Annotated in this window: 8 protein-coding genes; 4 read left to right on the top strand and 4 right to left on the bottom strand. The window is 31.6% G+C overall.

The window, feature by feature from the left end:
- The coding region (locus FHR24_RS10800; protein ID WP_394352393.1) for a beta strand repeat-containing protein at positions 1-4,638 on the bottom strand (4,638 nt) is incomplete at its 3' end.
- Positions 4,639-4,887: 249 nt separating this feature from the next.
- Between FHR24_RS10800 and aroB the strand changes: the two genes are divergently transcribed.
- The 3 genes from aroB (at position 4,888) to recQ (ending at position 8,493) form a co-directional block, all read left to right on the top strand.
- The gene (gene aroB / locus FHR24_RS10795; RefSeq protein WP_167188272.1) at positions 4,888-5,949 is read left to right on the top strand and encodes a 3-dehydroquinate synthase; all 1,062 of its coding nucleotides are present in this window, start codon (positions 4,888-4,890) and stop codon (positions 5,947-5,949) included.
- A gap of 79 nt (positions 5,950-6,028) precedes the next feature.
- Positions 6,029-6,370, top strand: a complete 342-nt coding sequence (locus FHR24_RS10790) for a DUF1801 domain-containing protein (RefSeq protein WP_167188269.1) — start codon at positions 6,029-6,031, stop codon at positions 6,368-6,370.
- 5 nt (positions 6,371-6,375) lie between these two features.
- On the top strand, positions 6,376-8,493 hold the full coding sequence (gene recQ / locus FHR24_RS10785) for a DNA helicase RecQ (protein WP_167188266.1): 2,118 nt from the start codon (positions 6,376-6,378) through the stop codon (positions 8,491-8,493).
- Between the two features lie 6 nt (positions 8,494-8,499).
- Here the strand turns inward: recQ and FHR24_RS10780 are convergent, their stop codons facing one another.
- Together FHR24_RS10780 and FHR24_RS10775 are read right to left on the bottom strand one after the other, a co-directional pair.
- Positions 8,500-9,216, bottom strand: a complete 717-nt coding sequence (locus FHR24_RS10780; protein ID WP_167188264.1) for a DUF3307 domain-containing protein — start codon at positions 9,214-9,216, stop codon at positions 8,500-8,502.
- Positions 9,204-9,812 (bottom strand): SatD family protein, encoded by a 609-nt coding sequence (locus FHR24_RS10775; protein ID WP_167188263.1) that lies wholly within the window; start codon positions 9,810-9,812, stop codon positions 9,204-9,206. The genes FHR24_RS10780 and FHR24_RS10775 overlap by 13 nt, the downstream gene beginning before the upstream one ends.
- A 285-nt stretch (positions 9,813-10,097) precedes the next feature.
- Here FHR24_RS10775 and FHR24_RS10770 point away from each other — a divergent pair, with 285 nt between their 5' ends.
- Positions 10,098-13,073, top strand: a complete 2,976-nt coding sequence (locus FHR24_RS10770; RefSeq protein WP_167188262.1) for an AAA domain-containing protein — start codon at positions 10,098-10,100, stop codon at positions 13,071-13,073.
- Here the strand turns inward: FHR24_RS10770 and FHR24_RS10765 are convergent.
- Positions 13,070-13,744, bottom strand: coding sequence for a class I SAM-dependent methyltransferase (locus FHR24_RS10765; RefSeq protein WP_167188261.1), 675 nt, complete (start codon positions 13,742-13,744; stop codon positions 13,070-13,072). The two genes, FHR24_RS10770 and FHR24_RS10765, sit on opposite strands and share 4 nt — an antisense overlap.
- Positions 13,745-13,879 lie beyond the last annotated feature (135 nt).

Genomic DNA, 13,879 nt, shown 5'->3' with positions numbered 1-13,879 from the left:
TGAAGAACTGTTAGCCGTGTTAAATGCATTGGCACTAATGGTTGATGGATACGGATTTCCTGTTAATAAAAACCTACCCGATGAAACTACAATATCTACATTTCCATTATTTGGAGTTCCGATCAAGTTATAAGCATTGCTCTGACCTGTTCCTTTCATCGTAAACCCGATCCCTGGAATCATAGTGGTATTCTCGTCTATTTCTGTAAAGTCATAATCATTGATCATCGTATGAAACCATCTTGTACTAAATGTGGTTCCAAAACCATCCAAATCATTGGTTATAAAACTAGGATCTGTATTGTCTCCCAAAGTAGCTCCTGTGTTTATTTTTAAATCCCCTCCTATGCTAAACGTCCCAGAGGTATGTACCGGAGATGAAAAATAATTGTATCTAAAAATAGAACTTGTAGCTTCGTTTAAAATCTTATAAACTTGTCCACTTCCTAAATTAGCATTGGTCGCTCCTGTTTGAATTAATTCTGATGTTCCTTCTAAATATAAATCTCCGTCTAGCTCTAAGGCATTGATAACTTCTATATACTGACCCGTTGGAACTGTAACCACACTTCCGCTAGCTACATTCATACAATCACAAACTGCATTCTCTGACAAGGTTACATTTTCTAATATTTGTACCGATTTACTACTATCTGATATTGATATAGCATTGCTTGTTCCTGTTCCTCCATACCAAACTCCATTTCCATAAATAGCCAAACCTGTTCTTGTTTTACTCTCTAAGGTAAATCCTTCTCCATCTAACAAAGTAACTCCTGTAAATACTAAATTGTTGCCTGTTAAGACCCCCGTAGTAATACTCTCTACAGTTCCTGTGTCAAAATCTCCATCGCCATCTTCATCTATCAACAAATCATAATTGTCGGGATCTGGAATACTAGACATGTCAAAAGACAAAGTTACCGCTCCTACAAACCCTATATTATGTGCTTTCCAATCTCTATTTATTTTTTTAGTACTTCGCAAACATGTTCCTGTAGGAATATCTGCATCTACAATAGTTACCAAACTCCCTCCTGAATTGTTAGACCAAAATAAAAAGTCCAAATCATCATCAAAACTTCCTGCATTAATTTGGTTGCTACTTGCTATGCTGGTATCTATGGAAATGGTTAATATTGAATTGGCTACTTCGGATTTTGATTGCTTTTGATACAATTCAGATTCATCATCTTGACCTATGGCCGCAACTCCATAACCATAAACTGAATTTGCTGAAGCATCCCAAATAGTAGTTCCCAAACTGTTTAAATAATCTCCTGAAACTCCTCCTCCACTTGCATCTAAAGTAATTCCGTACTTTATTGCCAAATAACTCTCTATTCTTGAAATCTCTGTAGAGGATAAAGTTGCTCCTGTATAATGAACAATTTCTGAAATTTCACCTTGATAATAATTACCCGTGGTACCACCATCAAAAGTAGTCGCACTGGAACCATCTCCAACGATTCCAAATCTTGTGGTTCCAGAACCAATTGCATTGTTATTTAAATTCCCCGTATAATCATCTGCACCATTCAATCTAATCACGGTTTCATTAGTTCCTAGAGCTGTATCAAAAATAAAACCTCCCAAATGTGCTTGTCCATTATTAGTCCCCGTAGTTGTTCCTTGGCCATCATAAGTAGCTCCACTTGCCGTATAAGAAAAACCTAATTTTCCATCACCTCCAATAGAAGTGCTAAAATATTCATTTCTATCATAATCAAATAAAGCCCAATTGCTAGTGTCATACCCTCCTCCAGAAGGTGTGTCACTAAAATCTGTTTTATAAACGACCCAAGAATACATTTTGGTTATTTCTCCAGAAGTACTATAACTTAAATTCTCTACAGCCAAATAATCATTGGTACCATCAAATTCTACAGATGGGTTGTAGTTTGCATTGGTTTCATAACTAGGTTTTAAAATATTGGTTGTTTGAGAAACCCCATAACCATTAGTAGTAGAACCTCCTATAGAAGTTAAAATTCCGTTAGAACTAACCGCATTGTTATCTGCTTTTATCCACATAGACAACCCATTACTCACATTACCAGGAGCAGGTAAAGAGGGAATGGTAGCTATAAATGCAATTCTATCTCCATCTACAATATTTTGGTTTATGTAATAATTAGTTCCATCATCTGTTAAAGAAAGTCTTGTATCGGTTCCATCAAAAGTATCATCTGTGCTTACTAACAACTCTACCATGGTAACATCATCACTAAAATAAGATTTAGGAATAGCTACATATATGTTTCCAGTATCTGTACCTACTTCTTTAAACAACCATTTTCTGGTGGTTATGTACTCATTGGCTCCTAAATTAAAAACCTCAATACCTGTACTCAACCCATTGTTACCAAATAATAAAGAACTTCCTTCTGTAACCGAAGTTCTGGACCCGTCTAGATTGCTTGAGCTAAAATCTAACGTAGTTGATAAAATTAAATCTTTTGCAGAAGTAGATTGCGAAACTTTTTGATCCAAATCACTCTCAATATCATCTTTTACAATTCCGGCAATTCCAGTCCAATAAGAGGTATTATTCCACAAAACAGTTCCGTCTGCACTTAAATAATTTACCAACGAATTATGCAATGTGATTCCGTACTTTAAAGCTAAATAAGTTTCTATTTTTAAAGATTCTGTTGCAGTAAAAGATTGTCTATCTGCTAAAATAATTTCTGAAATTTGTCCATCATAATAAATTCCATTTTTACTACCGTTTTCAGAACTTGCTTCTGATCCATCACCAATAAAACCATATCTATTTGATTTTACAACAATATTACCCGTGGTTAAATTAGAATTGTATTCAGTGTTTCCATCAAACTTCATAAAAGTTTCATCGGTTAAACTAGCATCAAAAATATACTCTGCAATATGAGGCAGTCCGTCGTTTCCTAAAGAATTACTATATAAATCTTTGGTTCCACTAGATTGGTAAGAAAAAGCCAAACGACCATCTCCATGAATATACATATTATACGATTCACTTCTATCAAAATCTAAAAAAGCCCAGTTAGAATTGTAAGATTCATTTTCAAAAGAAGTACTATATACAGCAAACGCATGCAAATCTGTAATCGCTTGACTTGTTGTGTATTTTTTATTTTTAATGTACATATAATCACTACTCCCATCAAAGTCTAAAGTTGGATTAAAATTCATTAAACTACTAGTTGATGGAATGTTAGATGTATTGCTTTGGTATGCATGTGCATTGTTAAAACTTCCGTCTGTTAAACTTAAATCACCTCCACTAGTGGTTGTGTTGTCAGCTCTTAAATAAATATCAAAATTAGAAACGGATACTCCTGCAATTTTTGCATCTGTAACTATAAATGTTACATAATCTCCATCAGAAATATTAATAGCTCTGTAGTAATAAGTTCCATCATCCGTCATGGTATATCTTGTATCTGTACCGTCAAAAGCATCATCAGAACTTACAATTAAATCTACACTTGTACCTGTGGGTAATTCTGATTTTGGAAAAGCAACATAAACAGTACCAGTATCTGTTCCTCCTTCTTTAAACAACCAGTTTGTTCTAAGAATATTTTCGTTAGCTCCCATGTCATAAACATCATAACCAGCTAAACCATTTTCTCCAAACAATAAATATGCTCCAGATGATAACGTTGTTCTAGAACCACTGTTGTTAGATGATGTATAATCATTATCTGTAGCTACAATTAGGTTAGATTTTTCTGACTTGGCTATTTTTTGATGAATAGTTCCAGTACTACTATCATTTATAATACCCGCAACATTGTTCCAATACGTAGTGTTATCCCAAATAGTAGTTCCACTTGAATTTAAATAAGTTGCTGTAGAAGGATCTAATGTTATTCCATATTTAAGCGCTAAGTAACTTTCTATTTTTAAAACTTCTGTAGCTGTTATTGACCCTTTGTCAAATAAAATAATTTCTGCAATTTCTCCATCGTAATAAATATCGTTTCTTGTTCCATTTTCGCTTGTAGCTTCAGAACCATCTCCTACAAAACCATATCTATTTGCGTTGATATTAATATCTGTACTTACTCTATTTTGATTATAATCTAACTTTCCATCCGCCCTCATTTGAGTCTCATTAGTTAGAGAGTTATCAAAAATAAAGGTTCCTATATGTGGAGAATTGTTATTGGTTACAGTACTTGCATCAGCATCAATAATAGCTCCTGCACTTTGATATGACATACGTAACAATCCGCTACCTCCAACACTTAAACTATAAGATTCACTTCGGTCAAAATCTAAAAAAGCCCAGTTAGAAGTACTACTTCCAGAATAGCCTGTTCTATAAACTACAAACGCATACAAATCACTAATACTAGATCCGTTGGTATAATTTAAGGCTTGAACAGCTAAATAATCCTCTACTCCATCAAACGTAAAAGTCTCATTATAATTAAACAATACGGACTGTGTAGGTTTGTTTGCAGCTATTGCTTGGTATACATCGTATCCAACACCACTTTTATCTCCCCATGTTAAAGTTCCTGAATCTGTAACATTACTATCTCCAGACAACCAAATAGACATATTGGTTGTAGACACCCCCCCAGGTGTTTGTGAAAACATAGCAATGTTAACAAAAAAGATTAGAGTTAATAATTTATTCATATATAAGTTTAGTTTCTGCTTATTAATTAACGCGTAATAATATCAAATTTCTTCTATTCATTAGATATTAATAGATAAATGGACTATTTTACAAGGTTAAACTACTAATTACTCAATAAAAACAATGTTTTACTAACAAATGTTTATTTCTAAAACATAAAGAGTGATTGTTTTTTTATTTTTTTAAAATCAAAATATTTTTATTTTTTAAATTTTTTGACCTTATTTTGTAATCAAATATCAATTAGAATGCAAACCATACAATCTACTAGCTACCCTGTTCTTTTTCAGGAAAATGGCTACAATACCTTAAACGATTTTATAAAATCTAAAGCTTTTAAAACGGTTTTTATTTTGGTTGATGAGAATACTCATGAACACTGTTTGCCAATTTTACAACAAGAAATTACAGCTGATGTTGTTTTTGAGGTCATAGAAATTGAATCTGGTGAGGTAAACAAAAACTTAGGTACTTGTATGAGTGTTTGGCATGCGTTAACCGATTTAGGTGCTGATAGAAAAAGCTTGCTAATTAATATTGGTGGTGGAGTAATTACCGATATGGGTGGTTTTGTAGCTTCTACTTACAAACGCGGAATTCAATTCATTAACATTCCAACCACCTTATTAAGCATGGTAGATGCCTCTGTAGGTGGTAAAACTGGAGTAGATTTAGGAGTTTTAAAAAACCAGATAGGATTGTTTGCAGATCCTGAAATGGTGATTATAGATCCATTGTATTTAAAAACTTTATCTGAAAAAGAAATTACTTCAGGTATGGCAGAAATTATTAAATACGGATTGACCTACGATGCTTCTTTGTGGAAACAGTTTACAGATGAAACAAAAGAAGTTGATTTGGTGGGAATGATACATCGTTCTATTGAAATAAAAAATGAAGTAGTTTTAGAAGATCGTTTAGAAGCCAACTTACGTAAAATATTAAATTACGGACATACTATTGGTCACGCTGTAGAATCTCATTTTTTAGAATCTGATGACAAAGAGACACTAACACACGGACAAGCCATTGCTTTAGGTATGATTACCGAAGCTTACATATCTTCTAAACTATTTAATTTTCCATTAAGTGATTTAGAAATTATTAAAACTACAATTACCCGAATTTTTGGAAAAGTTCCCGTTTTAAAAACAGATTATCCTGCTGTGATTGATTTAATGAAACACGATAAGAAAAACGTAAACGGACAAGTAAATTTTGTATTGCTAGAAAGTATTGAAACTTGTAAAATAGACTGTAAAGTATCTGTTGATTTGATTCAAGAATCTTTAGATTATTATTTGCTGTAATTTAAAAATTTCTCGACTACGCTTGAATATCTGAGTTAAAATGAGATCATCGAACGTAGTCGAGATGTAAAAAAATAATATGAACGAAGTAGAACACTTTTTTGATGCATTAGAAGAGCCCAATAAAAGTGTGTTTTTATTTATTAAAAACTTCATTACTCAAAACTATTCAAACATAACACTGTACAAAAAATGGGGATTGCCCTATTTGTATTACAAAGAAAAACCTTTGTGTTATATTTGGAAAGATAAAAAAACCAACGAACCCTACTTAAGTTTTGCCAAAGGTTCTAAAATGAATCATCCTGCTCTAATTCAGGGAGATAGAAAAATATTTAAAATACTCCCCATCAACCCAAATAAAGATATTGATGTGGATTTAATTACAGAAATTCTAGAAGAAGCTCTAAAACTATATTAATTGTTATGACAGATCAAGATATCCTTTTACACAAAACCTTAAAAGATTATTTTGGTTACGAGCAATTTAGGCCTTTGCAAAAGGAAATTATTACCAGTTTAATTAATGGTGAAGATAACTTGGTCATTATGCCTACTGGTGGAGGAAAATCTATTTGTTACCAACTACCAGCCATTTTGTTAGAAGGTTTAACCTTAGTTATTTCTCCTTTAATTGCTTTAATGAAAGATCAGGTAGATGCCTTAAATGCCAATGGTATTCCAGCTGCTTTTGTAAACAGTTCACAATCTACTACAGAAAACACTGATATTATTGAGCGTGTAAAAAAAGGAGCCATTAAATTGTTGTATTTAGCTCCCGAGAGTTTGGCTTTTTTTGAGCAGTTAAGCCAGGTTTGTAAAATTAGTTTAATAGCGGTAGATGAAGCACACTGTATCTCTTCTTGGGGACACGATTTTAGACCTGCCTATACACAATTATCTTTCTTAAAAAAACGTTTACCCAACACACCGCTAGTTGCCTTAACCGCTACTGCCGATAAAGCAACACGTGAAGATATTGCCAACCAATTAGACATATCAGATGCCAAAAGAAATATTAGTTCTTTTAACAGAGCAAATTTAAGTTTAGAAGTTCGTCCGGCACAAGATCGTGTTACACAAATTGTAGACTTTGTAAAATCCAAACCTAAAGAATCTGGAATTGTATATTGCTTAAGTAGAAAACAAACAGAACAATTGGCAGATCGTTTAAAAAAGAACGGATTTAAAGCAGCAGCTTATCATGCGGGACTACCTGCCGATGTAAGAAGTAAAACTCAAGAAAATTTTATTCACGACACCACTCCTATTATCTGTGCAACTATTGCTTTTGGTATGGGAATAGATAAATCTAACGTACGTTGGATTATTCACTACAACTTACCTAAAAACATTGAAGGTTATTATCAAGAAATTGGTCGTGCAGGTCGTGACGGACTAGATTCTGAAACTATTTTATTTCATTCTTATGCAGATGTAATTCAGTTAAGAAGGTTTGCCGAAGGTTCTGGGCAACAAGAAGTACAATTGGCAAAATTAGACAGAATGCTACAATATGCAGAAGCTACCAGTTGTAGACGAAACATATTGTTAAGTTACTTTGGAGAAACAGCTACTGAAAAATGTGGAAATTGTGATGTTTGTAACCACCCTCCTACTTTTTTTGATGGAACTGTAATTGCTCAAAAAGTATTGTCTGGAATTTTTAGACTGCAAGAAAACGAACCCTTAAATGTGGTAGTAGATTTTTTAAGAGGTTCTCAAAATGCTGCTATTTTAGACAAAAACTATCAACTACTAAAAACCTACGGAGTTGCAAAAGACATTGCCTGGAAAGATTTACAACAATACATGATACAGTTGATTAATCAAGGTTTTTTCGAAATTGCTTTTCATCAAAACAATACCTTAAAATTAAACGAACTTTCAAAAGAAGTTTTGTTTAACGGTATGAAAGTATCTTTAACCAAACCAGTTGATTTTGTAAAAGCAGATACCAAAACTCCACAAAAAAATAGCAAACCCGAAAACAATTTATTTGAACGCTTACGTGTGTTACGTTTAGAGTTGGCAACAGCCAAAGGGCTTGCTGCATATCATGTATTTACAGATGCAACATTAAAAGCAATAGCAAATGAACGTCCTGTTACCGATGAAGACTTTTTAGAGATTGAAGGTGTTGGACAAAAAAAACTACAAGATTATGGCTATGATTTTATTACAGAAATCATTAAGTTCAATAAAGAAAAAGTAGTAAAACCTGTAAAGAAAAAAAGAGGAAAATCAGACTCTCATTTAGAAACATATGAGTTTTATAAAAAAGGATTATCTATAGAAGAAATTGCGAAAGAAAGAGGATTGACACCCAATACTATTCAAAGTCATTTTGTAAAATTATACAACGATGGTATTAAAATAGATTTGAGTGATTTTGTCTCTGCAAAAGAAATAGAAGCAGTTAGAGATGCACAAACTAAAGTAGAAAACCCCAAAGCGTTAAAAAGTTATTTTGATTATTTTAATGAGCAATTAGACTATGCCGCTATAAAAATGGCATTGGTTGTTATAGAGAACGAAAAGTAATAACAACTAAATAAACGTTAGTAGCTTTAGGTATAAAAGTCCTGTTGCAATTGCTATTCCAAAACTTAACAAAGTACCTATCAACACATATTCTGTTAGCAAACGATCTTTTGCATTGGTTAAATCTCCAAATCTAAAAACAGATTTAGCAGCTAATAAAAAACCAATAGCTTCCCATTTGTCTAAAACAATAAAAACAAACACCAACAAACGCTCTAGCATTCCAATATATTTTCCTGCATTTTTTAAAGAACTATCTGATTTGTTTATTTTTTTTAGAGCATCTCCCCACAAACTAAACACAACTTTTAAAACAATAGAACTTACTACGGTAACTATTAGTATAGCAATGGCTAACAGCAAGCTTTTTTCTGTAATTAAAGTAGGTATCCTAAATTTTAAACCTTGATAAACAAATACCACAACACCAATTACTGCCAAATGTGCTAACTGATCTGCAAAAAATAAAATTCTTTTATTCTTTATAGGTTTTAACAATTTAACTGCATCGATTAGTAAATGAAACAAGGAAATTATGATAACAATTCCTACATATTCTTTTTTTAAACCTAACAGTAAAAACATAAGTGATGCATGTACAAAAGTGTGTAAATACAAAAACTTAGATTTTAATTTATTTTTTTCTTTGTCTTTTACCCAACCATCAAACTGAAGTACAAAGTCACCTAAAAAGTGAGACAATATTAATTTTAAAGCAAGCATAATTTCTGTATTTCTTTTTCATAATAATGTATGCACTTCATAATCTCATCATATCCCGCTTTTTTTAGACTATAACTTACATTACTTTGTTTTTTTTGCAACATTTCTGCTATTTCTATTTGTTTAGAATCTGGATTTTCTAACTGTTTCTGCACCACTTCTGCCATGGCAGGTTTCCAATTATCTAGTGTTAATGTTGCCAAACCTAACATAATATTTAGCACTTCGTCAAACTTCTTAAAATCAGACTGAATAGCCAATGTGTTTTTCTTTAAACCATCAAAAGCTTCTCCTGAGTTTATAAAAGCAGCCCCATTAGAAGAGGTTACTTTTTCTGAATAATAACTAACATTACCAATTCCTATTCCTATTCTAATATCTAAATTAGGAATTTGTTTGATAACAGACTTTAACAAAACAGCTATTTTTAATGCTTTAGCAGGCTCTGTTATTAACTGAATACTATCTCCTCTGTATATTTCCCAAACACTATATTCGGCACCAACACTAGATAACATTGTTTTTAAGGATGTTAACCAAATATTTGGAGACACTTTTCTAGAGTTTACAATATCTGCCGTAATTACTGCTTTCATAAAATAATTTTATATGCTTTTTACCATATAATCACAAATATATGCTTTTTACCATATAATCACAAATATATGCTTTTTACCATATAATCACAAATATATTAAAATTACTATATAATTTAGAAAATTATAAAAATGAAACAGTTTAAAAAATAAGATTTATTTAAATACTTTATAATTCACATTCAATTGTTCATAAATATATTTTTTTCGGTTAAAATTAATCTTGTATCAAATAGTAAAAATTTATTTTAGCTAGCCTTAAAATTTTGCTACTTACACAAGTCTATGTCAAACGAAAAAAACTGGTTACATTATTATAAAAACAGCTTATCTGATAGTGAAAACTTAGCTGTAGACATTAGTAGAATTAAAAACTTATACGAAGAAAAGAATTGCATAATAGGAAACGGTATGCTAAATGCAAAGCATGCTACAGAAATGCTAGATGCTGAAGAACGTAGAATTAACAGACTAAAAGGAATTCGTAAAAAAGACAGTACAAATTGGAGAGAAATTAATGAAACAGAAATTTTAATAGCTCCATTTTACTTAGAATTTGCTACACAAAACACCTCACAGAAAAACAATGTAATTAGACCTTTTTGGGTGCCTGCTAAGGTAAACCGTTCTGGACAGTTGTCTGTTTCTAAAGAATTATTTCCTTTAATTGTTAGAAATTATCTAGCTCCTATTGCAGATACTCAAAATGATTTTATTTTTTCATCTACCGAAAAAATTATCCATGCACAAGAAATAGAGCAACCCTATACCGAAGATGAAGAAACTCCCATATCTTGGGATGAGTATTGGAATTACGCCAATGAAGTTTTTAAAAGCATAACGTATAGAAACATCCACAATTACAGAATAGAAGAATATCAAACCATTCATCAGGTAATGTATTTTGCTACCAGTTCTAAAATTGCCACAGCTAAAAGTATTTTGTTTTTATATGATAATATTTTAAATGAAATAGAGGAATTGCCACTACTTTCTAAAATTATCAACCCAATAAATAGAGACCGAAAAAATACAATTACAGACCAAGGTTTTTTAAACTACAATCATTTTCATGCTGGTCAAATGTCTAATCAATTTCCTTTATCTATTAGCCAGCGAAAAACTTTATTATCTTATTTAACAGCCGAAGAAAATGCTGTTACTGCCGTAAATGGACCTCCAGGAACAGGTAAAACTACCTTGTTACAAAGTGTAGTTGCAACCGAGTTTGTAAAATCTGCTATTTTAGGAGATGAAGCTCCAGTTATATTGGCCTGCTCTAGCAACAACCAAGCCGTTACAAATATTATAGATAGTTTTATAAATTCTGAAAGTACTTTAAAAGATTTATCAAAAAGGTGGATTCCTAATTTTAACGGATACGCAACCTATCTACCTTCAAATTCTAAAAGTCCAAAATCTTTAGAAAATATTAATTTTTTAAAAGGAAATCTATTTGGTCACGAAGGTACGTTGTGTGAACTAGAAACAGAGCAATATATTTTTGAAGCAGAAGCCTACTTTTTTAATCAATTTAAAGAATATTATGGTTTTGAGCTAGAATCTTTAGAAGATGTATATAATCATTTACAAAAAGAAATTATATTACTAGATGATGAATTAATCAACGGAACTCGCATTTGCAGCGATTATATTAGTTCTATTGATAAAATTAATACCATTCTAATAGATCCTAAGAACAAAATAGAAAAAGACAAAATTCAGATTTCTAATTTAAAAAACTGGAGAGATCAACTAAATAAATTAAAATCTGGAGCTAAAAGTTCAAACTTTATAGAGTTAATTAAAACTGTTTTTAGCGAAAATTCTGATGCTATAAATACTACAGATTGTATTTTTAAAATCCCTTCGGAACTTTTATACGATGAAAAAAAAGCACTAGATTATATAAAAGAGCATTTAACAAATTTAAATATTGCCTTACAATCCAATATCAAATTAAACAACTGGAAATTAAAAAATAACATAAAAGGGTATCCTTTTGTGTCCGAAGAACAAATGTGGGAATTTGAATACCAAAAATTGAATTCTACCACAAAAAGTCATCAATATTTTTATGATGAATTGGATCTAAATCTACGTCATAAATCATTTTTATTGGCTACGCATTACTGGGAAGCTCGTTGGTTAGAAGCCACTCTAGATGCATTGGAAAACGAAACTGAAAAAGGAACAGGAGAAAAAGTAATTAGCGCTAAATGGAAAAGAAGAGCTATGCTAACCCCTTGTTTTGTAGCTACGTTTTATATGGCTCCACCTCATTTTATTTACAGTCAGTTTCAGGGAGAAAACCCAGAGGGTAAACCCATTTTTGAATATCTACCGCTTTTTAATTTTATAGATTTATTAATTATTGATGAAGCAGGTCAGGTTACTCCAGAGGTCAGTATTCCTTTGTTTTCTTTAGCTAAAAAAGCAATTGTAGTAGGTGATTTACAACAAATAGAACCTATTTGGTCTATTCCTCCTAAAATTGATCAAGGAAACTTAGCCAATCAAAATATCATCAGCAATTATCAAGAAAGTGAAATTTTACATAATTTAGGGTTTTTGGCTTCTAGCGGGAGTATTATGAAAATGGCTCAAAACGCATGCGAGTTTGAAACCTTATTACCTACAGGTACACAACCAGGAATGATTTTATTAGAACACCGTAGGTGTAATGATGAAATTATTGGATTTTGCAACGAATTGGCATACGGAGGTATTTTAAAACCCATGAAGGGAAAAGCATCCGAAGATCAAATATTCCCTTCCATGTTGGCTTATCATATAGAAGGGGTTAGTGAACGCAGATACAATAGTCGTTGTAATTTAAACGAAGTAAACGCAATAATTAAATGGTTACGTCAACACGAAGAAAATATTCAAGAAGCTTATGATGTAACTGCTATAGAAAAAGTATTAGGTATTATTACTCCTTTTGCTAGTCAAAAAACAGAACTTTCTAAAGCTTTATTAGATGCTGGTTACAATATAAATTTAATCAAACTTGGAACTGTACATGCTTTACAAGGAGCCGAAAGGAACATTGTTTTGTTTAGTTCTGTGTATAGCAATTTAGATGAAGGTACATTGTTTTTTGACAAAGACAACAAACCAAATATGCTAAACGTAGCAGTGTCTAGAGCTAAAGATAGTTTTATTTTGTTTGGAGACACTCGGGTGTTTGATGAAACCAAACAAAGCCCTTCTGGAGTCTTAAAAAAGCACTTAAGTATTTTAGAAGCGGTATCTTAAAAAACACGGTACAAAGTAGTTACTATTTTTCCTTTATTGTTTTTTAAATTGATAGATTGTAATTCTTTTTCTTCTTTTATGTTAAAGTTAAAAGGTGGACTTAATAAGTGTACTCCACTTTGTTTTTTAATCCTAATTCCTTGTCCAGAAATTATATCTTTATTGGGTATAAAATCTCCACAAGGCAAGTGTTCGGTTAAAACAATATATTTAAAGTTCGTTAATTTTTTCATCACATTTAATACCTCGTTGTTAGACAAATGTTGCAATACTTGTCTTAAAATAACACAATCACCTACAGGAAGATTGTCTACAGCAATATCTAAACAATAAAACGATAAATTTGGGAGTTTAAATTTTTGCTTATTACGCTCTATAAGATTCTCTACAATATCTACAGCAATATAATTTTGGGTGTATTTAAGTAACTGTTTTCCTACGTTAAAATCACCACAACCTAAATCACAAACAGTAATAGGTGTTTTAAAAGAAGTAAAAAAAGAAATCAACGTTTCTATATACGGCATCACAATTTCAGAATCATGTGAACCTGATCCTGAATAAAAATCAAATTCGTTTCCTCCCCATAATTTCATTTCATACACCTGCTCCATAGCTTTTTTAGTAGGCCAAGGCTTTTTTACTTTTTTAGATTTATTTTCTACAGTCATTATTTATCGTATCAAAAACAAATATATACAGACTATTTTACAAAGATAGGTCTATATTAAAAATAAGCCTTTTATCACATTATAGAGAATAGTGTTCTGTAAGCTTTTCTCTACATTTGATACTAAAGAAATAAA

Source organism: Wenyingzhuangia heitensis (assembly GCF_011762155.1).
Lineage (GTDB): Bacteria > Bacteroidota > Bacteroidia > Flavobacteriales > Flavobacteriaceae > Wenyingzhuangia > Wenyingzhuangia heitensis.
This window is presented reverse-complemented; position numbering and strand designations above follow the sequence as displayed.